Genomic DNA, 20,584 nt, shown 5'->3' on the forward strand with positions numbered 1-20,584 from the left:
CGTGCTGCTGTCAGGGAAATGGCATTGCCGCGACGATGACACCTTGTCACCCTGAAGTATGCGATTTCCCGAGGATGTTCCGGTCCTGACCGATGGCGTGGTGACCCTGCGCGCGCACACGGCCGACGACATCGAGTCCGTCTACCAGATGTGCCAGGACCCGGTGATGCAGCGGTGGACCACGATTCCGGTCCCCTACCTGCGCGAGCACGCGGTCAACTACCTGACCGAACTCATCCCGGACGGCTGGCGTGACGGCACCATGTGGGCCTGGGCGATCGAGTACGACGGCCGGTACGCCGGGACCATCGACCTGCGCGACGGAGAGGGCGGGGTCGGCGAGGTCGGCTTCGGCGTGACACCGGAGGTCCGCGGCGCCGGGGTGATGACCCGCGCGCTGAAGCTGACCGTCCGGCACGCGTTCGACGTCCTCGGCTGGGACCGCGTGATCTGGCGGGCCTTCACCGGCAACTGGGCGTCGCGCCGGGTCGCCTGGAAGGCCGGCTTCCACGGCGTGGTCGCCGTACCAGGGGGTGGGCGGTCGCGTGGTGTGCGGCAGGACGAGTGGATCGGCTCGGTCGGGCGGGACGACGAACTGGGACCGCACGGCATCTGGTGGGATGTGGCAGTGCTCGAAGGCAACGGTCTGCGGCTGCGCCCGTTCCGGTCGACGGATGCCGAGCGGATCGTCGAGGCGTGCAGCGACGAGCGGACGCAGTACTGGCTGGCCGATCTGCCGTCGCCGTACACGCTCGGGGACGCGCACGGCTTCATGCGGAACCGGCAGGACAACCTGGCGTCCGGCAACGGGATCTCGTGGGCGGTCGCCGACCAGGAGACCGACGAACTGCTCGGTTGCGTCAGCATGTTCGGAATGAGTACCCGGATGGACAAGACCGTGGGCGAGATCGGGTACTGGATGCACCCGGCCGCGCGTGGACGAAAGGTGATGTCGACCGCGGTCGGACTGCTGGTCGACCACGCCTTCAAGCCTGTGGCCGAAGGCGGTCTGGGCCGGCGCCGGCTGGTCCTGTTGGCTGCCGAGGGCAACAGCGCGTCGGCGCACGTTGCCGAGGTCAACGGCTTCACCCAGTTCGGCCGGATGCGGCAGGCGGCGGCACGCCGGGACGGGACGTACGTCGACCACTTCTGCTTCGACCTGCTCGCATCGGAGCGGGTGCCGGGCTGACCGCCGTACGGCCGGAATCGGACGGACCCAGGACTTGCGGACTCACCGGTCCGGGCGGTAGTGGTCACCCCCCGGAATCGGCGGAGTACGGCCAGTTGGTGCCAGACCACACCGTTTCCCCTCGCCGTCTCGGCATCTGGCTGCTTGAATCGACGGGTGAGAGATCGTGAGGAGCTGGTCCGCCGCTGGCAGGCCGGGTGGTCAGTCTCGCGGGGCTGGACCACTGTGGAGGACGACAACGACGGCATCTTGACCGTCCGTGCGGGTGAGGACAACCGCGCGATGGAGTACGTCGTCCTGGATGCCGACGACAAACCGGAACGCGTCGAACGCGCGGCCGAGCTGGCTCTGGCCGAGGGCGGTGGTCGCGGGGCGGGCTGGATCACGCTGGCCACCGACGACAAAGAGGCCCGGATCGAGCAGCTCGAGGATCTCGGCCTCGAGGTCCAGCAGGACCAGGACTGGCTGATGACGATCCAGTTGTCGGAGCAGCCGGCGCTGAAGCTGCACGAACGCTATGCCCTGCACACCGAGCTCGAGTCCGACCTGATCATCACTCGCGCCACCCTGCACGGCGGCGTGGTGTCGAGCGGCCGGATGGCGGTGGTCGGCGCGGACGCCGTGGCGGACCGGATCGAGACCGATCCGGCGCATCGGCGGCGCGGTCTCGGTAGTGCGGTGATGGCTTCGCTGGTCGAGACGGCCGCGGCCCAGGGCGCCAAGCGCGGCATCCTGATCGCGTCCATCGACGGCCTGCGGCTGTACCGCAGCCTGGGGTGGAAGGTCGTGGCGGACATCATCATCGCCCGCTCTCGCTGACCCGGCGTTCAAACGCATGAGTTTGTCAAAGCTTCGTGAAGTGCGGCTCGGGCGGGAGTGACGCCGTACTGCCGCGGGCAAGGCTGCACACCATGACGAACCACAAACGGTCGCTTGGTCGCGGAGTGGCCGGTCCCATCCTCGCGTCTCTCTCCGCCCTGGTCCTGCTGACGGGCATCGGGTGGTTCGTGCTGCGGGACACCGGTTCGAGCAGGCCGACCAGCCAGGAGCAGCCGATCCCCTCGATCACCGACGACGCCTCGTCGACGCCGATCAGCCCGAGCACTCCGGCGTACACACCGAGTCCGACGCCGACACCGCCGAAAGCGACGCCGACGCGGCCGAAGACCAAGAGCCCGACACCGACCCGGAGGAGTACGGAGCCCAGCCGCGACTCCACCCGGAAGCCGGCGCCGGAGCCGAGCCACACCTCTACTCCGAGGCCAACCAGGACGACGACCAAGCCGTCCGGTGGATCGGGCACTGCCGAGGCACAGGTGCTGTCGCTCACCAACGACGAGCGGGCGAAGGCCGGCTGCGGGCCGCTGCGGATGAACAGTGCGCTGTCCCGGGCCGCCGAGGCGCATGCGTCCGACATGGTCGACAAGCACTACTTCGCGCACGACAGCCTGGACGGCCGTAGTCCGTTCGACCGGATGAAGGCGGCCGGCTATAGCGGCGGCGCGATGGCCGAGAACATTGCCGTCGGCTACTCCAGTGCCGCGGCCGTGGTGAAGGGCTGGATGAACAGCCCCGGCCACAAGGAGAACATCCTCAACTGCACCTACAAGTGGCTCGGCGTCGGATACGACTCCGGCCAGGTCAAACCGGACTGGTCGAACGGCTCCTGGGTACAGGATTTCGGCGGCTGATCCGCGCCGTTCACATCGCTGCCACCGGCCCGTGGGCGAGCCGGTGGTAAATCGGTTTCCGCCAACCTTCAGGGATCGTTAAGAGGGATCGCGGATCTGTAACGGTGACCTATCTGATCGGTTAGGGTCACTGCCTGACACCAGGGGGGACCTGGCTGGACCCCGAGGGGAACGACGAAGTACTCGGTACGACGAAAGACGAAGAGGACTCGCCCACCCATGACGGATTCGCCTCCCCCCCGGCGACACCGCGGGACCCGACGTGCGCCCCGGCATAGTCGCGGCCTGATCGGCCCGACCGTCAGCGCCCTGTCGGTTCTGCTCGCGATCGGCCCGGTGGTCTGGCTGATGTCACGCGACCCCTCCACGGTCGAGGACGCGACCAAGGTTCTGAACGTCTCCGAGGACACCCGGCAGGACTCCACGGGCGACGACACCCGGCCGGGGACGCCGGGCATCACCGTGACCAAGACCCTGCCGAACGGCGCGACCACCATTCTCCCGCCGACCCTCGGTGCGGCCGCGTCGACCACGACGTCGTCGGACACGCCGCAGACCAGCGGCACCCCGAGCACCACCCCCACGGACGGTCTCACCACGCCGACCGACCCGGTCATGACGGTGACGGTGACCCCGGCACCACCGCGGACCACGAACGGCAGCGACCGGCCCAAGCCGCGGCCCAGCCGCAGTACGCCGACCAGGACGGTCACCACGGACCCGGCACCGAGCGACCCGCCGCCGTCTGGAGCTGGCGGCACCAGCTCGCAGGAGCGTGAGGTGCTGAACCTGACCAACCAGATCCGGCAGCAGCAAGGCTGCGGTCCGCTCCGGCTGGACAGCGCACTGGTCAAGGCGGCCGGTCGGCATGCATCCGACATGGTCCGCCGGCACTACATGGACCACACCAACCCCGACGGCCAGGATCCGGGCGACCGGATGGCGGCCGCCGGGTACCGCGGTTCCAGCTGGGGCGAGAACATCGCCGCCGGCTACTCCACCGCACAGAAGGTGGTCGCCGCCTGGATGCAGAGCGACGGGCACCGCAAGAACATCCTGAACTGCCGGTTCACCTCGATCGGCATCGGCTACGACTCGGGTCAGGTCCGGTCCGACTGGGGCCCGGGCAGCTGGGTCCAGGACTTCGGCCGGAGCTGAGGGCTGTCATTGTGTGGAAAACACAGAGTGTGGCGGATACGTTGTCTCACGGTCACAATGTCCGGCCGGTTGACGGCCGGTCACTGCGGGTAGGTCCGTTCTTGTCAGGTCGCCGGTCCGTCCTAGGGGGCTCCGGTGAGACGACTGACGAAGCACGTCTTGGGGCGACAGTGAAGGGAACAACGACATAATGTCCGAGTCCGGCGGCAGCGGCCGGTACAAGCCACGCAGGAAGGCGACCCGCGCCTCCTCGCGAGCAGACCGGTCCAACCGGTCCACCCCGGCGGAGAACACCACCCCGCCGGCCCCTCCCGAACCACCGCGGTACGCACCACGCCCGACCGATGACGCACCCCTCTGGTCCGGCCCCGACACCACCCCGCAGTACGCCCCGCGCTCCTCAGGCTTCAACTCGCCCGAGTCGGGCTTCGGCGGGTCGTCCGAGCCGGGCTTCGGGTCGTCACAGCCGGGGTTCAGTGGCTCGGGCACGCGCGCAGTCGGCGGCTCTCCTTCGTGGGTCACCCAGTCGACGGCCGGTGCGCCGGAGGACGAGGTATCAACCGAGAGCGGAGCGCGACGTGCCGCCCGCCGGCCGGCGTCCTCGGACACCCCGCAGTACAACGCGCGCCGGGTGGCAGCCCCCAGGATCTCGTCCGAGTCCAGCGGACGCACGGCCGGGACCGCCGCATCCACATGGGACTTCGCCGCACAGGCGGAGTCCCGCGACCGCGCACAAGCCTCGGGTACTCCGGCCTCGGCGTGGGACTTCGCATCCCAAGCCGACGCCCGCGCCACGGAACCACCCGCCGGCACAGCCGCTTCCGCCTGGGACTTCACCAATCCCGACGAAGGACGCTCGGGCGGAACCCCGGCATCTGCCTGGGACTTCACCTCCCGAGCGGACTCGGCCGGCACGAAGCCCACTGGTTCCAGCGACACAACTGGCACGGACTCCACCGCCTGGGGCAGCAGCACGACCGGGACGGAGTACGGCGGAACCGGCAGCCCGACGGGGACGGAGTACGGCGCCCGGAGCGGCACGAGCGGGTCGGAGTACGGCGCCCGGACCGCGGGTCCTACCGGGATCGGGAACGAGTTCGGGACGCTGACCGCGACCGGGACCGCTCACCTGGGAACCAGCCCGCGGACCGGCTCCACCGGACTCGGTGGGTCGCGGACCGGGGCTACCGGGCTTGGTGGCGCTACTGGTCCTGCGGACACAACGAGCCGGCTTGGGGCCGGTGAGTCTGTGAGCGCTGGGTCTGGCGCTGGTACGACGGGGGCTGAGCTCGGTGCTCGGAGCGGAGCGGGGAACAAGCGGACCGCGGACCGCGACGCGAGTGGTTCCGGCGCTGAGCGTCGTCTCGGCGGCGCCGGTGGTTCCGGTGGCGGGCGCGGCGGGTCGCGGAGTGCGGCTCGTGCGGCGGCGGCCGGGAAGGCTGCCCGAGGACGGCGTTCGTTGATCGCGGTCGCGTCCGTGATCCTGGTGATCACCCCGATCTCCTGGATCCTGCTGCACCAGCCGCAGAACGACCAGGCCGACGCGTCGATCCCGATCGTCACCCGGACCGACGACACCTACATCACGCCGACGACCAAGCCGGTCGTCGCACCACCGACCCCGACGGCTACACCGACGGTCCCGCCGTCGGCGACTCCCACGCCCTCGGAATCGGCGACTCCCAGCACCACGCCGTCGACCACCGATCGCCCGACCGCGAGCCCAACCGAGGGTCGTACGACGACGGACCCCACCGCGACCCCCGACGACCGCCCGACCACCACGTCCCCGTCCAAACCCCCCACCACGTCAGCCCCACCGCCTCCTCCCGCGGATGACGGCAGCATGACCTCGGCCGAGCTCGACCTTTTCAACCGCATCAACAGCGCCCGCACCAGCAACGGGTGTGCGCCGCTGAAGCGGGACACCGATCTCACCGAGAGCGCACGCAGCTCCGCGGGTCAGCACGCCACGTCAGGCAACGGTCTCAACTCGAGCTCGTCCACGTCGGCGTCCGCCGGTGGCGACAACTGGAGCTCCGAGAAGGCGTTCGACAAGATGATGAGCGACTACCGGAGCACGATCTTGAACTGTGGTCTCACCACCCTCGGGGTCGGCGCCCGGGAGGCGACCTACAGCCCCGGGCTCTGCATCCCGATATTCTGCGCCCACAAGACCCGGAGCGCGTGGGTGGCGCAGTTCTCGTAAGACGCACGCGGATTTCGTAGGTTGTTGGTGCGACCATGTAAGAACGACTCATGGTCCACCAACCCTGCGGGAGGCCGGATGTACGGGGAACGTGATGATCTGGACCCAGCCCGGCCCGCGCACTTCGGAATCCCGCCGGACGCGCTCGCGGACGAGCGCCCGGATCCGCGGCCCGAGGAAGCACGGCGGATGGGCCTGAGCCGGCACACCGAGGAAGGCGCCGTCCTCTACTTCGCCTCGTCGCTGGATCGCGACAAGCCCCGGCACCGGATGATCGCCTGGATCCTCCTCATCACCTTCGCCGCCCCCGCCCTCTACATGCTCCTCCTCATCCTCTGACCCTCCTGTCTGCTCCAGCGGGGTCAGACGGCGAAGTCCTGGCGGTGGCGTTGGGGGGTTGTGCCGAGGATGGTGTGGAAGTGGTGGCGGAGGGCTGCGCTGCTGCCGAAGCCGCTGTCGGTGGCGATCCGTTCGACCGGGTGATCGGTGGTCTCGAGCAACAACCTGGCCCGATCCAGCCGCTGCCGCAGTAGCCAGGCCTGCCCCGAACTGCCGGTCCGCGCGCGGAACTGCCGCGTGAAGGTACGCCGCGACAGCGCAACCGCGCTCGCCCATTCATCCAGCGACAAGGGCTGATCCAGCCGAGCGCGAGCCCACAGCATCGCCCTCTCGATCACGTCGTCACTCGGATCCGGCGGCACCGGGACCGGGATGTACTGCGCCTGCGAACCACTGCGATGCGGCGCCACCACGATGCTCCGGGCCAGCTGCTCGGCCAACTCGACACCGTGGTGGGTGCGCACCAGGTGCAGGCAGCAGTCAAGCGACGCGGCCGTCCCAGCGGACGTCAGCAAATCCCCCAGATCCGACCACAGCACATCCGCGCGCACCGTGATCCCGGGGTACCGCTCCTGGAGCCGATGCGCCCATCGCCAATGCGTCACAATCTCCCGGCCGTCCGCGATCCCGCTGGCTGCGACCAGGAACGCGCCGATGCACAGCCCGACCACAGTGGCACCGCGCGCATGCGCCCGCCGGATGGAGTCGAGCAGTACGGCGGACGGTTCGCGGCCCGGATCCCAACTCGGCAGGATCACCACATCCGCCCGATCCATCACCTCGAGCCCGCGCTCGACGGTGATCCCGAAGCCCGCGTTGGTCCGCAGCTGCCCCGACTCCTCGGCGCAGACCAGTACGTCGTACTGACCCTGCGCACCCTGGCGGTCGCCGAGGACCAGGCAGGGCACGGACAGATGGAACGGGCTCATCCCGTCGTACGCGAGGACGGCGACTGTACGCATGGAACCAGTATGGCCCGATCTTCAGGAACTGTGGCTCGCGGGCCAATGGTGGACGGCGCTGCCGCGCCGGAAGATCGAGGTATGAAGATCACGCACATCGGCGGCCCGACCGCCCTGATCAGCCTTGGTGGGCTGAACCTGCTGACCGATCCCGCCTTCGACGAACCCCAGGATTACGAACTGCCGGGCGGGCGGGTGATGACCAAGCTGACCGGTCCGGCGGTGCCGGCCGCGGAGCTCGGGACGATCGATGCCGTCTTGCTGTCGCACGACCAGCACAAGGACAACCTGGACGACGCCGGCCGCGCGCTGCTGCCGTCGATCCCCACGGTCCTGTCGACTCCGGGTGCGGCCACCCGGATCCCCGGCGTCCACGGTCTGGCGAACTGGGAGTCGTACGACCTGCAGCGACCGGACAGCGGCGTGCTGACGGTGACCGGCGTACCCGCCTTGCACGGTCCTGAGGGCGCGGAGGCGGTCACGGGAGTCGTCACCGGCTTCGTGCTCAGCGGCGAACGTCTACCGACCGTCTACGTGTCGGGCGACAACGCCTCGGTGGATCTGGTGAAGCAGATCGCTGGCCGCTCCGGCCCGTTCGACGTCGCCATCCTCTTCGCCGGCGCAGCACGTACGGCGCTCCTGGATGGAGCACCCCTGACGCTGACGACAGAGGCCGCGGTCGAGGCCGCGCATTTCCTCGACCCTGCGGTCATCGTCCCGGTCCACACCGAGGGCTGGGCGCACTTCTCCGAAGGCCCCGACATGGTGACGGCGGCGTTCACGGCCACGGGACTGAGCGACCGTCTGCGCGTCCTGGATCACGGCGTCGCGACGGCGCTAGCCGACGGCGTGTGATCTCCAGAACGACGTCAGGTCGGTCGAACTGACGGCCTGCGCGGCAGCCTTGAAATCGGCCGGGGTGGACACCCCGAACCAATGGTCGCGCGCGTAGGTCGTCAGCAGCCGCGCCATCGCCGGTGCCCCGATCAGCCGCTCCAACTCATGCAGCATGCACGAGCCATAGGTGTAGACATACGTCGCGTACGACGCCTGCCATCGGCGTTGCTGGTCAGCTCCACCTGGTACGACGGCGTCCGCGGAACCTCGGCGGTCGCCGGGACGGGCAACGAGGCAGGTGCCAACAGCAACAACAGGATCCGGTGCACGACTCCCCCTCGCTGTCGGATGGAGTCTCGGACGCTACCGCTCGGTCCGCGCCGGGTCCGCCCCGGCCGGGATCCATTCGTGTACCAAGATCTCATCACCCACGTGAAGAGTGCCCTCGGCAAGTACCGCGGCCTTCATGCCGAAGCTGACGCCGCCGCCGTAGTCGGGCTGACGCCGGTACGTCGCCAGCGTCCGGGTCGGCTCCGGCCCGCGCTTCTCGCCGGTCGCCTGGTCAACGGTCGGAACCGCGCACCGGATCGAGCGGGCCGAGTACCCGATCTCGACCGAGCCGGCCGACATCCGCAGCACCTTGTCCTCTGTGTGCGGTTCGGGCCAGCCGGCCACGACGACGTTCGGGCGGAAGCGGTTCATCGGGATCGCGTCGCCGCCGCGCTCGACGATCCGCTCGTTCAGGCCGTCGAGCGACGACAGCGAGGTGATCATCAGCGCGTGCGCGTCGCCGAACCCGGTCTGTCCCAGATGCACACCCCAGCCCGGCCGCTCGTGCTCGGGCGTGACCCGGACCAGCGCCGCCGGCCTGCCGAGCCGTTCGGTGAACCAACTGTCCGCGGCCGGGTCCTGGACGACGCCCTGCCCGAACCACTTGCCGAACAGGCTGACGTCGCGCCGCTTGCCGTCGTACCGGACCTGGACCTCCACGTCCGGTACGCCGGGGCCGGACAACCTGAGCGCGTCACCGTCGCTGAGGATCTCGGCCCGCAGCGACGCCATCGCGGGCAGGCTGCGCTGGCTCAGGAACGTGCCGTCGGGCTCGACCAGCATGAAGTTCCGGTCGTGCCGGAGCCCGGTCGGCCCCACCTCGGCGTGCTCCACCGGCACACCGGACAGACCCTTCACGGGGTAGTAGGCCAGAGCGGCGACCTTCGCAACGGACATTGGCCAAGCCTACCTTGACTCCTGTCACTTGATCTGTTCATTCATGTTGGATTATGTTTGATCGCGAGGAGGTCGCAATGCAGGATGTGGAAGCCTTCGCCGCGGCACTGCAGCGGGTACGACGACATGCCGGGCTGACGTACCGCGAACTGGCCGAGCGAGCGCACTACTCACACGCGCACCTGGTCCGCGCGGCCGGCGGCAAGCAGCTGCCGACCTGGGAGGTGACGGCCGCGTTCCTGACCGGCTGTGGCGTCCCACCCGACCTCATGCCCGTGTGGCGGCGCCACTGGGAGACCGCGGGCCGCGATCCGCAGGACGTCCTCGGGCTGCTCCAACTCGCCACCACACTCGAAGACCTGGGCGGCGCTCTCGCCACGCTGGCTCGGCCACGATCGCTGCGGACTCTGGCTCGATTGACCGGCATCCCGCGCACCACCATTCAGGGGTGGCTGCAGGGCACGCGTCTGGCCGGTCGCGATCGACTCGACCACCTGGTGCGGGCGATCGGCGCGACGCCCGCCGAGCGGGCGGCGGTCGCGCAGGCCGTCGACCGGATCAGCTCCGGAAGGTCCCCGGCGGTGCCGGCGGCGTGACGAACCCTTCCGCGTCGACGAGCGGCGGCGCCTTCCCGGCCAGCTCGCTCAGCGGCATCACGTCGTACGGCGGCTGAGCCCGTCGGCCGGCCGCGGTCAGCTCGGGCACAGACTGTGGTGACGCGACCAGGATGACGTTGCCGAACCCCTTGCCACGCAGGACTTTCCGCTCGGCGAGGACGACGCCGTCGCCGAGCACCCCGCGGACGGTCGCCACCACCCGGCGGATGAACGGCAGGCCGGCCGACCCGTCGATCAGGTTCGCGACCAGTACGCCGGTCGGCCGCAGCACCCGCGCACACTCGGTGAAGAACTCGCTGGTGACAAGGTTCGCCGGCACCGCCTCGCGTTCGAACGCGTCCAGGATCAGCAGGTCCATCGAATCGTCGTACAACTGGGTGATCCCGGCCCGGCCGGTGACGGCGCGCACCTTGATGCCGGAGCGCTTCGGCAGCGGCAGCGCCTCCCGGACGAACTCGGTCAGGTCCTCGTCGGGTTCGAGGACGATCTGCCGCGACCGTGCCCGGGTGCTCGCGACGTACCTCGGCAGGCTCAGCGCCGCCCCACCGATGTGGACGACCGCGACCGGCTGGCGCCGTGGCGCGACGGCGTCGACGACGTCGCCGATCCGGCGCATGTACTCGAACGACAGGTGGGTGGGGTCCGCAAGGTCGACCTGGGACTGCAGCGACCCGTCGACCCGCAGCACGAACGTCCCATCGGCGTCCGCCTCGACGGTCGCGGTCCCGGATCCGACCTTGCGTTCCACCCACCCATCTTTTCAGCTACCGGGCTTCCTTCTCCTGCGCCACCGCGATGTCGGTGTTGTCGGTGAACAGCCCGTCGATCCCAGCCTGGCGGTACGCCGCGATCTCGCCGAACAGGTTGCCCGAGTCGGTGGCCACTGTGGAACTGTCGAACTCGGCCGGCAGGAAGGTGTTCTCGACCCGGAAGGTGTACGGGTGGACGACGAGACCGGCGCGGTGCGCGTCCGCGACCAGGCTGGTCGGTTTGCCGAGCTTGCCGGCCGCGCCCAGCGGGATCACCTGGTCCTTCGACGGACCGAGCCCGTCGGCGTACGTCGCCACCTCACGCAGGCCGTCCCGGCTGACGATGTCGGCGTACGTGCGTTTGTCTCCCGCGGCGACGAAGTCGTACGGCGCCCCGGACGAACTGGTGAGCTGGACCAGCGGGACCCGCAACTGCTTGTGCAAGGCCTTGAGGTTGGACACCTCGAAGGACTGCACGAACACCTTGGCGTCCTTGCGGTTCAGGCCGTTGCGGTTCAGCATCTTGACCAACTCCGGCTCGAGCGCGAGGCCCTGCTGCTGGAAGTACGTCGGGTGCTTGGTCTCGGGGTAGATGCCGACCGGGCGGCCGAGCTCCTTGGACAGCCGGCGACTCAGGTCGATGACCTCCTGGAACGTCGGGATCTGGTAGTGCCCGTTGAACACCGTGTTGTGCTGGCGGACGTCCGCAATCCGCTCCTTGGCCCGTGCGGCGCCAGGACCGCGGCGGTCACCGCGAGCGCCGAGGCGGCGACAGGGACGAATCGGCGGGGCAGCACCGTTCGCTTCATGTGCTTCTCCTTACACGTCAGGAATTGGACACACCTTCAGGTCGGGGAGCTACATCGCGGGGGCCGCACCGAGGACGCCAGGTGTCGGGGTGGTGAAGACAGATGTGAGGAAGTCGGCGACGCCCCAGCGTTGGAGTGGGGCGCGCGGCTTGCTAGCGTCCGAAATACACAGTCAAATCAGTTCGAGGAGCGTGTCGTGAGCACTACACCGGTGAAGGTGGCCGTTACCGGAGCCGCCGGGAATATCGGCTACAGCCTGCTGTTCCGGATCGCGAGCGGCGCGCTGCTCGGGCCGGACACTCCGGTCGAGCTGCGGCTGCTGGAGATCACTCCGGCGCTGAAGGCGCTCGAGGGTGTGGTGATGGAGCTCGACGACTCGGCGTTCCCGACCCTGGCCGGCATCGAGATCGGCGACGACCCGAACGTCGTCTTCGACGGTGTCAACGTCGCGCTGCTGGTGGGCGCGCGACCGCGGACCAAGGGGATGGAGCGCGGTGACCTGCTGGAGGCCAACGGCGCGATCTTCACCGTCCAGGGCAAGGCCCTGAACGACCACGCCGCGGACGACATCCGGATCAGCGTGACCGGCAACCCGGCCAACACCAACGCGCTGATCGCGAAGAGCAACGCGCCGGACATCCCGGCCGAGCGGTTCTCGGCGCTGACCCGGCTGGACCACAACCGCGCGCTGGCCCAGCTGGCGAAGAAGGCCGGCGTCCACGTCACCGACCTGAAGAAGATGACGATCTGGGGCAACCACTCGGCGACCCAGTACCCGGACATCTTCCACGCGGAGGTGGCCGGCAAGAACGCGGCCGAGGTGGTCAACGACCAGACCTGGCTGGAGAGCGACTTCATCCCGACCGTGCAGAAGCGCGGCGCGGCGATCATCGAGGCCCGGGGCGCGTCCTCGGCGGCGTCCGCGGCGGCCGCCACCATCGACCACACCCGGGACTGGCTGCGCGGCTCGGCCGACGGCGACTGGCTGTCGATGGCGGTCGTGTCCGACGGCTCGTACGGCGTCCCCGAGGGCCTGATCTCCTCGTTCCCGGTGACCACCAAGGACGGCAACTGGGAGATCGTCCAGGGCCTGGAGATCAACGACTTCTCTCGCGCCCGGATCGACGCCAGCACCGCCGAGCTGGCCGAAGAGCGCGACGCGGTCCAGGCACTCAACCTGCTGGGCTGATCCTCCGCACGGACGAAGGCCCCCGGGTTTTCCCGGGGGCCTTCGTGCGTCATCGGGCACCGAGCGTCAGGCGGGCGGAGCGACCGAGGCGTCAGGCTGCCCGGACCGAAGGAGGGAGTCGGCAACGAATCCGTTCGCCTTGAGCTCCTCGACCAGGTCGTGGAGGAAGGCAACGGTCTCCGGACGGCGGTCCTTCGTGGTGCCGACGGCCTGCCGGATCTCCATGAATCGTTGGTCGATCAGCCGCACCTCGGGGGTGGCGGCAACGAACCTGGCGATCGGCTGCCGGATCCCGGCCGCGGCCTCGAGGCCTTCGGCGAGGAACACGTCAACACCTTCGTTGCCGCGGACGACGGTTGCGTTCCGCAACTCCCGCGTCAGGTAGAGGTCGTACGCCGACCCCTGCTTCACGCCGATGCGGACCCCGGGGCTGTCCACCTCGTCGACGGTCGTGAGGGCAGAGTCTCGCGGTACGGCGAAGACGCCCTCGATGACGACGTACGGCGCGGTGAACGCGACCTCCGTGGCCCGCGCGGGATCGACAGCGAGGAAGCAGATGTCCGCCTGGCCGGTCGCCATCGCCTCGAACGACTTCCGCGCGGCGTCGAAACACAGGAGCTCCATTGGTACCTCGAGCCGCCGCCCGATCTCCCGGGCGATGTCCACCGTGACCCCACCCGGCTGCTCGGGAGTCCCCTGTGCCAGCACCGGGTTGCCCAGGTTGATCGAAGCCCGCAACGCACCCGTAGGCGCCAGATCCGCACGCACGTCCGTCATGCCGGCGACCCTACGCGAGGTCCTTGCGGAAAAAGACGCGGTGCCGGTCCTCGACGGTCTCGCGGCCGGTTTCGACGTACCCGTGGCGCGGGTAGTAGGCGAGGTTCTCGGTCATCGCGGCGTTGGTGTAGAGGGTGATCCGGTCGAAGCAGCGAGCCCTCGCCTCGGACTCGGTGAAGGCCAGCAGGGCGGCGCCGATGCCGCGACCCTGGGCGTCGGGCGAGACGGCGAGCACGTCCAGCAGCAGTGAGTCCGGTTCGTCCTCCAGCAACACCAGGCCCGCGATCGGCTCTCCGGCCACCCAGACCTTCCCGGCCGCGATGGCCGCGCGGTAGTCCATCACCATCGGGATCGGCGCCACGCCCATGCGCGGGATGTAGCCCTCGAACGCGCTCTTCACGATCGTCGTGACCGCGTCCGCGTCGCCGTCCGTCGCGGGTCTGATCATCCGCGAATTCTAGGTCAGAGATTTTTTGGTAGAGACATTGTGTAAATCGTCGGAACAGTCCTACTGTGAGCGCACTTTGTCCCTCGAACCGCCAGGTGGGGAGTCGAATGAGACGTCGGAGTGTGGCGTTGCTGGTCGCGGCCGGGGTCGGGATGGCGGGCATTGCCGCCGTACCGGCCGAGGCGCACGACAGCAAGCGGGTGGTGGGGTACTACACCAACTGGAGCGGGTACGACCGGAACTTCCTGGTCAGCGATCTGGTCAAGAACGGGTCGGCCGCGCGGCTGACCCAGATCAACTACGCGTTCGGGTTCGTCGACGCTGCCGGGAACTGCCTGAGCAGCGACGCGTGGGCCGACTACCAGCGGCCGTTCAGCGCCGAGCAGAGCATCGACGGCAAGGCCGACGAGCCGGGGCAGGTGCTCAACGGCAACCTCAACCAGTTCAGGAAACTCAAGAAGCAGTACCCGAAGCTGCGGATCAGCATCTCGCTCGGCGGCTGGACCGGCTCGAAGTACTTCTCCGACGCCGCACTCACGCCGGCCTCGCGGGCCGCGCATGTGAAGTCCTGTGTGGACATGTGGCTGAAGGGCAACCTGCCCGGCCTGCCCGCGGGTGCCGCCAAGGGTGTCTTCGACGGGATCGATCTCGACTGGGAGTGGCCCGGCAGCGAAGGCAACCCGGGCAACGTGATCCGGCCCGAGGACAAGCGGAACTTCACCGCGCTGGTCCACGAGTACCGCACGCAACTCGACCAGTTGTCCTGGCCGTTCAAGGGCCGCTACAACCTGACCGCGTTCCTGCCGGCGAATCCGACGATGATCGACAACGGGTTCGAGGTCCGCAAGCTGTTCAAGGACCTGACCTTCGGTACGACGCAGGGGTACGACTACCACGGCCCGTGGGAGCAGCTGACGAACCAGCAGTCCGCGATCGACGGACCGAAGGGCGACCCGACCACACCGGAGTTCAGCTCGCAGGTGACGATCGACGCCTATCTGGCCCGGGGCGCACCCCGGAGCCAACTGGTCATGGGCGTGCCGTTCTACTCCCACGGCTGGACCGGCGTGACCGATCAGAACCACGGCCTCTTCCAGCCCTCGACGGGCGCCGCACCGGGCACGTTCGAGCCCGGTACGGACGACTACCACTATCTCAAGGCGCAGCTGTCCAACTACACCGTCTACCGCGACAACGAGGCCGGTTTCGCCTGGATCTTCGACGGTACGACGTTCTGGACCTGGGACGACCCGGTGGAGATGAAGCGCAAGGCGCAGTACATCTCGAAGCGCGATCTGGGTGGCGCGATGATCTGGTCGCTCGACGGCGACACCGGAAATGGGGAGCTGATCTCGGCGTTGCACCGTAATCTTCGCTGAGTGGATCTGAACTCCCTCGTGGATCGGTTCGGCGCGGTCGGCGCCGAACCGATCCACCTCGGCAACTCCGAGGCTACGGTCGTACGACTCGACCGAGGCCGGGAACGCCTGTTCTACAAGGCAGGTCCGGGCAGCGACGACGAGGCCGACCGGTTGGCCTGGCTCGGCACGACCGGCTTCCCCTGTCCGACAGTCGTTGACCGAGGCAACAACTGGCTGCTGACCAGCGAGCTGCCCGGTCGGGACGCGTCCCAGCCGTGGCCGGCCCGTGACCGGTCGGCCGTCCTTGCCGCGATCGCGGACGGCCTTCGTGCGCTGCATGAGCTGACCGACTGCCCGTTTCTGTCGCCGTTCCCGGGTGAGCGGGAGGTGGTCACCCATGGCGACTACGCGGCGCCGAACGTCTTCATCGACCCTGAGACGCTGCGCTTCACCGGCATCCTCGACCTCAGCCGGCTCGGCTCCGGTGACCGCTACGTCGACCTGGCGTTGATGTACAAGAGTCTGTCCGGCGAGCTCAATCCGCAGTATGGCGGTCCTCCCGCGGCTCGGCGTTTCGTCGAGGCGTACGGCGGCGAACCGGACGACCCACGGATCCGCTACTACATCGATCTCGACAACTCCGGGGACTTCTGAGCTCGGAAGGCCCGGCGGTAGGCACTGGGCGTCGTGCGGACGGCCGTGTGGAAGCGGCGGCGCAGGTTGGTTGCCGACGAAAGGCCGACGCGGGTCGCGATCGTCTCGATCGGGAGGTCGGTTTCCTCCAGCAAGGCACGGGTCCGGGCGATCCGTTGCGCCAGTAGCCACTGCCCCGGAGCGACTCCGAGCTCGACCGCGAAGCGTCGGGCGAGTGTCCGCGGTGACACGTTCAACTGCGCGGCCAGGTCGTCCACGGTGATCGGCTCGGCGAGTCGCTCGGTCGCCCAGTCCAGCAGGGCACCCAACGCATCGGGAGACTGTGGGCGGTCGTCGGTCCGGTACTGGACCTGGCCGCCCTCCCGGTGCGGCGGCATCACCATCGTCCGCGCGATCTGAGCGGCGTACGCGGCGCCGTGGTCGTTGCGGACGAGATGAAGACACAGATCGATCCCGGTGCCGGAGCCGGCGCTCGTCGCGATGTCACCGTGGTCGATGTAGAGCACGTCCGGATCCACCTGGACTGCAGGGAACTGCTGCTGCAGTACGTCGCATTGCCGCCAATGCGTGGTGATGCGGCGACCGTCGAGCAGACCGGTCGCCGCCAACGCGAACGCACCCGAGCAGATGCTCACGAGCCGGGCACCCCGTCGATGGGCTCGCCGCAAGGCGCGCAGCACCGCGTCGGACGGCATCCGGCCGACCGGCAGCCAGCCCGGAACGACGATCGTGTCGGCCCGGTCCAGCGCCCGCAACCCGGACGTCACCAGCAGGTCGAAACCTCCCAATGTCCGGACCGCGCCCGGCCGCTCGGCACACACGCTGAACCGGTACCGGTCGTTGCCGAACACCACGGCCGCGCAGCCCAGCTCGAAGCTCCCCTGCGGTGCCGACACCAGCGCGACGACCCGATGCGGACTCATGACAGAAAAGTACCTGAACGAGACTATCCAGACACTGGGGATATCTCTGTGGACATCTCAGGATCGTAGGTATGCAGAACTACGAATGGGCGTCGGTCGACGACGCGCCGGTCCGTGAACTGTTCCCCGGAATCACCCTGCGATCGCTGTGGACCAACGGCGTCGCCTCGGCGCACGTGCTCCGGATGGACCCAGGCTCCTGCTGGGAGGGCATCGACGTACACGACCCGGGACCGGAGGAGGTCTACGTCGTCGACGGCGTGTTCAACGACGGGATCCGCGACTACCCAGCCGGTTCGTTCATCCACGCCCCGGCCGGGTCGTCCCATGTGCCGCAGTCGGAAAAGGGCTGCACCCTGTTCCTGTTCTACCCGGAGGGCTGACCTCAGGGCTTGTTGATCTGCACCACGTCGAAGTCGGTGCCTGCTGGTGCTCCTGGCCCGAACGGCGGCGGGAAGCCCAGATCGAAGCGGGCGTTCACCAGCGCGAGCCGGTCGCCGGACTTGGCCACGGTGGTGGGGATGCGGAACAGCTTGCTGGTGAAGGTCTCGGTGATCCGGCCGCTGGTCAGGTCCCCACTGAGCCTGATCTTGACCAGCCGCTCAGCGAAGTTCTCCACCACCCACAGCGTCCGGCCGTCGAGCAGGATCCCGTCCGGTGTACCGGGGGTGATGGTGCCGCCGGTGATCGCGATCGTCCGGCTGGCACCGGTCCGCGGGTTCACCAGGTACAGCTCGCCGCGGGACGAGTGCCCGAGGATCAGCCACTTCCCGCTCCGGGGCGCGTCGATCCCGTTCAGATTGGGGAACACCCCCATCACGGCGGCAGGCCCACTGAGCGGAATCGTCTGCGGCGTGCCGATCCGGCCGTGGTGGCCGATCGGCACCTTGTAGATCACTGGAGCGAACGTGTCGGTGAAGTATGCCGCGTGCTCGGTCACCGTGACGTCGTTGATCAGGCTGTCGCCGGTGGCGAGCACCAGATCCTTGACCGTCGAGCCGTTGCGGGTGCTGTACACGTACGCATGTCCGGTCGCGCCGCCGGCCACCCACAGCCGTTTCGCGTCTCGTTCGACCTTCATCCCGGAGGCCGAGCGGCCCGGCGGCGCGTCAACGAAGATCGCACCCTTGCCGGTCCGCAGGCTGCCCCGGAAGATGTCACCCGTGGTGAGCGATCCGGCGTAGAACGTTGCCCCGGGCCCGGTGGCGATGCCCTCCGGCTGGAAGTCCTTCGGCAACGGGATCGAGGCCGGGAAGGGTGCGCCGGCGGCGACGGTCAGTGCCACCGCGGACACAATGAGCGCAAGTTTCCGGAAACGCGACATGATGCCCCCTGAAATCCCCGTTTCCCCTTCGTTTGAAGGTAGAACCGGGGTTTCAGGTTGTCCAGGACACGCTACTCGGTACTGCGCAGTTCCGTCGGAGCGCCGTGGACGGCGGGGATCGAGCCGAGCTTGCCGGCCTGGAAGTCCTCGAAGGCCTGGACGACCTCGGCGCGGGTGTTCATCACGAACGGCCCGGCCATCGCGATCGGCTCGCGGATCGGGCGGCCGCCGATGATCAGGACGTCCAGGTTCGGCTCCGCCTGCGGCTGCGTCGTACTCGCCGCGGTGCGGATCGTGTCACCTGGGCCGAAGACCGCCAACTGGCCCTTGCGGAACGGGCGGTGCTCGGCGCCGACCGTTCCCTGACCGGCCAGCACGTAGACGAGCGCGTTGTAGTCCGGCTGCCACGGCAGCATCAGTTCGGCGCCCGGGCTCACGGTCGCGTGGACCAACGTGATCGGTGTGTGGGTCGAGCCAGGGCCGTCATGGCCGTCGACCGAGCCCGCGATCACCCGGATCAGCGCGCCGCCGTCCTCCGTGGACAGCAGGGCAGCGTCACCGCCGCGGATGTCCTGGTAGCGCGGGGGCGCCCACTTCTGCACCTTCGGCAGGTTCACCCACAGCTGGATGCCATGGAACAAGCCACCGCTGAGCACCAGATGCTCCGGCGGGGTCTCGATGTGCAGCAGCCCGCTGCCCGCGGTCATCCACTGGGTGTCGCCGTTCGAGATGACACCGCCGCCGCCGTTGGAGTCCTGGTGCTCCATGATCCCGTCGAGCATGTAGGTGACGGTCTCGAAGCCTCGGTGCGGGTGCCACGGCGTACCCTTCGGCTCGCCCGGTGCGTACTCGACCTCACCCATCTGGTCCATGTGGATGAACGGGTCCAGGTCGCGGAGGTCCACGCCGGCGAACGCACGCCGTACCGGGAATCCCTCCCCCTCGAAGCCGCTCGGCGCGGACGTCACCGACTTCACCGCCCGCTCGTGCGCGACGGCCGGATCCGGCTGGTGGACGCGGGGCAGCACAGTGATGTCGCTGACGGTCACGGCGGGCATGGTGGTCTCCTCGCTGCTCAGTAGTTCAAGAATAAACTATCTGACTGAACCGCGGCAAGAGGTCGTGTGTTCCCCGGACGTCCCGCACTCACCAACTGGTCACCTCCGATCCGGCGCCCGCTCACGCACCCCCGACGACCACGGGAGTCGCGGCGTTGGTGAGTGGTGGACGTCCGGGTCATGGCAGACTCCTGCTTTGTGACGGCGCAGATTCTGGACGGCAAGGCCACCGCGGCGGCGATCAAGGACGAGCTGAAGGTCCGGGTCGCGAAGCTGGCCGAGCAGGGCGTGGTGCCCGGGCTCGGCACGATCCTGGTCGGGGACGACCCGGGCAGCCGGGCGTACGTGGCCGGCAAGCACCGCGACTGTGCGGCGGTCGGGATCGCGTCGATCCAGATCGAACTGCCGGACACCGCGACCCAGGACGAGATCGCCGCGAAGGTCCGCGAGCTGAACGAGAACCCGGACTGCACCGGCTTCATCGTCCAGCTCCCGCTGCCCAAGCACGTCGACACGAACACGATCCTCGGCCTGATCGACCCGGCCAAGGACGCCGACGGCCTGCACCCGGTCAGCCTCGGCAAGCTCGTCCTGGGCCAGGACGGCCCGCTGCCGTGCACCCCGAAGGGCTGTGTCGAGCTCCTCCGCCGGTACGACGTTCCGATCGCGGGCGCGCACGTGGTCGTCATCGGCCGGGGCGTGACCGCCGGCCGCCCGATGGGTCTGCTGTTCACCCGCCGGAGCGAGAACGCCACCGTGACCCAGTGCCACACCGGCACCACCGACCTGGCGTCCGTCGTACGCACCGGCGACATCGTGATTGCCGCCGCCGGGTCGGCCGGGCTGATCACCGCGGACATGGTGAAGCCGGACGCCGTACTGCTGGACGTCGGCACCAGCCGCAACGCCGAGGGCAAGATCGTCGGCGACATCGAGGCCGCCGCCCGCGAGCAGGCTTCGTGGATCGCGCCGATGCCGGGCGGGATCGGCCCGATGACCCGGGCGATGCTGCTGACCAACGTCGTCGAGGCCGCCGAAGCGAGCCTGGCGCAGTGACCCGGCC

24 protein-coding genes are annotated in these 20,584 nt (G+C 68.8%); 13 read left to right on the forward strand and 11 right to left on the reverse strand.

Annotated features, from left to right (window positions below; all coding sequences use genetic code 11):
• Nucleotides 1-58: 58 nt before the first annotated feature.
• Together OG817_RS30765 and OG817_RS30770 are read left to right on the forward strand one after the other, a co-directional pair.
• A complete protein-coding gene (locus OG817_RS30765; RefSeq protein ID WP_406048087.1) occupies nt 59-1,189 on the forward strand; it encodes a GNAT family N-acetyltransferase in 1,131 nt (376 codons plus the stop codon).
• Nucleotides 1,190-1,345: 156 nt separating this feature from the next.
• Nucleotides 1,346-2,008, forward strand: a complete 663-nt coding sequence (locus OG817_RS30770) for a GNAT family N-acetyltransferase (protein ID WP_396391746.1) — start codon at nt 1,346-1,348, stop codon at nt 2,006-2,008.
• 25 nt (nt 2,009-2,033) lie between these two features.
• Here the strand turns inward: OG817_RS30770 and OG817_RS30775 are convergent, their stop codons facing one another.
• Nucleotides 2,034-2,492 carry a hypothetical protein gene (locus tag OG817_RS30775; protein ID WP_406048089.1) on the reverse strand — a complete coding sequence of 153 codons (459 nt, stop codon included), beginning with the start codon at nt 2,490-2,492 and terminating at the stop codon, nt 2,034-2,036.
• 13 nt (nt 2,493-2,505) lie between these two features.
• Between OG817_RS30775 and OG817_RS30780 the strand changes: the two genes are divergently transcribed.
• The 4 genes from OG817_RS30780 (at nt 2,506) to OG817_RS30795 (ending at nt 6,586) form a co-directional block, all read left to right on the forward strand.
• Complete coding sequence (locus OG817_RS30780; RefSeq protein ID WP_396391744.1) at nt 2,506-2,880, forward strand: CAP domain-containing protein; 375 nt, start codon at nt 2,506-2,508, stop codon at nt 2,878-2,880.
• Nucleotides 2,881-3,228: 348 nt separating this feature from the next.
• Entirely contained in the window at nt 3,229-4,038 is an 810-nt protein-coding gene (locus OG817_RS30785) for a CAP domain-containing protein (RefSeq protein ID WP_406048091.1), read from the forward strand.
• A 190-nt stretch (nt 4,039-4,228) separates the two neighbouring features.
• Complete coding sequence (locus tag OG817_RS30790) at nt 4,229-6,247, forward strand: CAP domain-containing protein (protein ID WP_406048093.1); 2,019 nt, start codon at nt 4,229-4,231, stop codon at nt 6,245-6,247.
• Nucleotides 6,248-6,325: 78 nt separating this feature from the next.
• Nucleotides 6,326-6,586 carry a hypothetical protein gene (locus tag OG817_RS30795; RefSeq protein ID WP_131352892.1) on the forward strand — a complete coding sequence of 87 codons (261 nt, stop codon included), beginning with the start codon at nt 6,326-6,328 and terminating at the stop codon, nt 6,584-6,586.
• A 23-nt stretch (nt 6,587-6,609) separates the two neighbouring features.
• Here the strand turns inward: OG817_RS30795 and OG817_RS30800 are convergent, their stop codons facing one another.
• The gene (locus OG817_RS30800; RefSeq protein WP_406048094.1) at nt 6,610-7,548 is read right to left on the reverse strand and encodes a GlxA family transcriptional regulator; all 939 of its coding nucleotides are present in this window, start codon (nt 7,546-7,548) and stop codon (nt 6,610-6,612) included.
• Nucleotides 7,549-7,629: 81 nt separating this feature from the next.
• Here OG817_RS30800 and OG817_RS30805 point away from each other — a divergent pair, with 81 nt between their 5' ends.
• On the forward strand, nt 7,630-8,403 hold the full coding sequence (locus OG817_RS30805; RefSeq protein ID WP_406048096.1) for an MBL fold metallo-hydrolase: 774 nt from the start codon (nt 7,630-7,632) through the stop codon (nt 8,401-8,403).
• On the opposite strand, the gene OG817_RS30810 is transcribed toward OG817_RS30805, so the two are convergent.
• Together OG817_RS30810 and OG817_RS30815 are read right to left on the reverse strand one after the other, a co-directional pair.
• A complete protein-coding gene (locus tag OG817_RS30810; RefSeq protein ID WP_406048098.1) occupies nt 8,386-8,559 on the reverse strand; it encodes a hypothetical protein in 174 nt (57 codons plus the stop codon). The two genes, OG817_RS30805 and OG817_RS30810, sit on opposite strands and share 18 nt — an antisense overlap.
• Before the next feature lie 189 nt (nt 8,560-8,748).
• A complete protein-coding gene (locus OG817_RS30815) occupies nt 8,749-9,612 on the reverse strand; it encodes an MOSC N-terminal beta barrel domain-containing protein (RefSeq protein ID WP_360451397.1) in 864 nt (287 codons plus the stop codon).
• Between the two features lie 77 nt (nt 9,613-9,689).
• Between OG817_RS30815 and OG817_RS30820 the strand changes: the two genes are divergently transcribed.
• Nucleotides 9,690-10,208: a helix-turn-helix transcriptional regulator gene (locus OG817_RS30820; RefSeq protein WP_396391738.1), complete on the forward strand. Its 519-nt coding sequence runs from the start codon at nt 9,690-9,692 to the stop codon at nt 10,206-10,208.
• Here the strand turns inward: OG817_RS30820 and OG817_RS30825 are convergent.
• Together OG817_RS30825 and OG817_RS30830 are read right to left on the reverse strand one after the other, a co-directional pair.
• Nucleotides 10,171-10,977: a spermidine synthase gene (locus OG817_RS30825; protein WP_406048100.1), complete on the reverse strand. Its 807-nt coding sequence runs from the start codon at nt 10,975-10,977 to the stop codon at nt 10,171-10,173. The genes OG817_RS30820 and OG817_RS30825 overlap by 38 nt on opposite strands.
• Nucleotides 10,978-10,993: 16 nt before the next feature.
• Nucleotides 10,994-11,662 (reverse strand): glycerophosphodiester phosphodiesterase family protein, encoded by a 669-nt coding sequence (locus OG817_RS30830; RefSeq protein ID WP_406048101.1) that lies wholly within the window; start codon nt 11,660-11,662, stop codon nt 10,994-10,996.
• Nucleotides 11,663-11,983: 321 nt separating this feature from the next.
• Between OG817_RS30830 and OG817_RS30835 the strand changes: the two genes are divergently transcribed.
• Nucleotides 11,984-12,976 carry a malate dehydrogenase gene (locus tag OG817_RS30835; RefSeq protein ID WP_396391735.1) on the forward strand — a complete coding sequence of 331 codons (993 nt, stop codon included), beginning with the start codon at nt 11,984-11,986 and terminating at the stop codon, nt 12,974-12,976.
• Nucleotides 12,977-13,042: 66 nt separating this feature from the next.
• On the opposite strand, the gene OG817_RS30840 is transcribed toward OG817_RS30835, so the two are convergent.
• Complete coding sequence (locus OG817_RS30840; RefSeq protein WP_406048103.1) at nt 13,043-13,753, reverse strand: transporter substrate-binding domain-containing protein; 711 nt, start codon at nt 13,751-13,753, stop codon at nt 13,043-13,045.
• A 10-nt stretch (nt 13,754-13,763) separates the two neighbouring features.
• Entirely contained in the window at nt 13,764-14,201 is a 438-nt protein-coding gene (locus tag OG817_RS30845) for a GNAT family N-acetyltransferase (RefSeq protein ID WP_406048105.1), read from the reverse strand.
• Between the two features lie 107 nt (nt 14,202-14,308).
• Here OG817_RS30845 and OG817_RS30850 point away from each other — a divergent pair, with 107 nt between their 5' ends.
• Together OG817_RS30850 and OG817_RS30855 are read left to right on the forward strand one after the other, a co-directional pair.
• On the forward strand, nt 14,309-15,580 hold the full coding sequence (locus OG817_RS30850; RefSeq protein WP_406048107.1) for a glycoside hydrolase family 18 protein: 1,272 nt from the start codon (nt 14,309-14,311) through the stop codon (nt 15,578-15,580).
• Nucleotides 15,581-16,216 carry a phosphotransferase gene (locus OG817_RS30855; protein ID WP_406048108.1) on the forward strand — a complete coding sequence of 212 codons (636 nt, stop codon included), beginning with the start codon at nt 15,581-15,583 and terminating at the stop codon, nt 16,214-16,216. It begins immediately after the preceding gene.
• Here the strand turns inward: OG817_RS30855 and OG817_RS30860 are convergent.
• The gene (locus OG817_RS30860; protein WP_396391730.1) at nt 16,183-17,139 is read right to left on the reverse strand and encodes a helix-turn-helix domain-containing protein; all 957 of its coding nucleotides are present in this window, start codon (nt 17,137-17,139) and stop codon (nt 16,183-16,185) included. The genes OG817_RS30855 and OG817_RS30860 overlap by 34 nt on opposite strands.
• Nucleotides 17,140-17,210: 71 nt before the next feature.
• On the opposite strand from OG817_RS30860, the gene OG817_RS30865 reads away from it, so the two are divergent.
• On the forward strand, nt 17,211-17,522 hold the full coding sequence (locus OG817_RS30865) for a cupin domain-containing protein (protein WP_406048110.1): 312 nt from the start codon (nt 17,211-17,213) through the stop codon (nt 17,520-17,522).
• Between the two features lie 2 nt (nt 17,523-17,524).
• Here the strand turns inward: OG817_RS30865 and OG817_RS30870 are convergent, their stop codons facing one another.
• Nucleotides 17,525-18,424: a hypothetical protein gene (locus OG817_RS30870; RefSeq protein WP_406048112.1), complete on the reverse strand. Its 900-nt coding sequence runs from the start codon at nt 18,422-18,424 to the stop codon at nt 17,525-17,527.
• Between the two features lie 110 nt (nt 18,425-18,534).
• Complete coding sequence (locus OG817_RS30875) at nt 18,535-19,521, reverse strand: pirin family protein (protein WP_406048114.1); 987 nt, start codon at nt 19,519-19,521, stop codon at nt 18,535-18,537.
• 198 nt (nt 19,522-19,719) lie between these two features.
• Between OG817_RS30875 and OG817_RS30880 the strand changes: the two genes are divergently transcribed.
• Nucleotides 19,720-20,577: a bifunctional methylenetetrahydrofolate dehydrogenase/methenyltetrahydrofolate cyclohydrolase gene (locus OG817_RS30880; RefSeq protein WP_406048115.1), complete on the forward strand. Its 858-nt coding sequence runs from the start codon at nt 19,720-19,722 to the stop codon at nt 20,575-20,577.
• Nucleotides 20,578-20,584: the final 7 nt, after the last annotated feature.

The organism is Kribbella sp. NBC_00889 (genome assembly GCF_045207705.1).
Lineage (GTDB): Bacteria > Actinomycetota > Actinomycetes > Propionibacteriales > Kribbellaceae > Kribbella.

Coding starts and splice junctions, on each gene's coding strand:
- OG817_RS30790 (WP_406048093.1), top strand. CDS start 4,229: ATGTCCGAGTCCGGCGGCAGCGGCCGGTACAAGCCACGCAGGAAGGCG.
- OG817_RS30810 (WP_406048098.1), bottom strand. CDS start 8,559: ATGCTGCATGAGTTGGAGCGGCTGATCGGGGCACCGGCGATGGCGCGG.
- OG817_RS30820 (WP_396391738.1), top strand. CDS start 9,690: ATGCAGGATGTGGAAGCCTTCGCCGCGGCACTGCAGCGGGTACGACGA.
- OG817_RS30850 (WP_406048107.1), top strand. CDS start 14,309: ATGAGACGTCGGAGTGTGGCGTTGCTGGTCGCGGCCGGGGTCGGGATG.
- OG817_RS30815 (WP_360451397.1), bottom strand. CDS start 9,612: ATGTCCGTTGCGAAGGTCGCCGCTCTGGCCTACTACCCCGTGAAGGGT.
- OG817_RS30865 (WP_406048110.1), top strand. CDS start 17,211: ATGCAGAACTACGAATGGGCGTCGGTCGACGACGCGCCGGTCCGTGAA.
- OG817_RS30765 (WP_406048087.1), top strand. CDS start 59: ATGCGATTTCCCGAGGATGTTCCGGTCCTGACCGATGGCGTGGTGACC.
- OG817_RS30795 (WP_131352892.1), top strand. CDS start 6,326: ATGTACGGGGAACGTGATGATCTGGACCCAGCCCGGCCCGCGCACTTC.
- OG817_RS30805 (WP_406048096.1), top strand. CDS start 7,630: ATGAAGATCACGCACATCGGCGGCCCGACCGCCCTGATCAGCCTTGGT.
- OG817_RS30840 (WP_406048103.1), bottom strand. CDS start 13,753: ATGACGGACGTGCGTGCGGATCTGGCGCCTACGGGTGCGTTGCGGGCT.
- OG817_RS30785 (WP_406048091.1), top strand. CDS start 3,229: ATGTCACGCGACCCCTCCACGGTCGAGGACGCGACCAAGGTTCTGAAC.
- OG817_RS30860 (WP_396391730.1), bottom strand. CDS start 17,139: ATGAGTCCGCATCGGGTCGTCGCGCTGGTGTCGGCACCGCAGGGGAGC.
- OG817_RS30845 (WP_406048105.1), bottom strand. CDS start 14,201: ATGATCAGACCCGCGACGGACGGCGACGCGGACGCGGTCACGACGATC.
- OG817_RS30875 (WP_406048114.1), bottom strand. CDS start 19,521: ATGCCCGCCGTGACCGTCAGCGACATCACTGTGCTGCCCCGCGTCCAC.
- OG817_RS30800 (WP_406048094.1), bottom strand. CDS start 7,548: ATGCGTACAGTCGCCGTCCTCGCGTACGACGGGATGAGCCCGTTCCAT.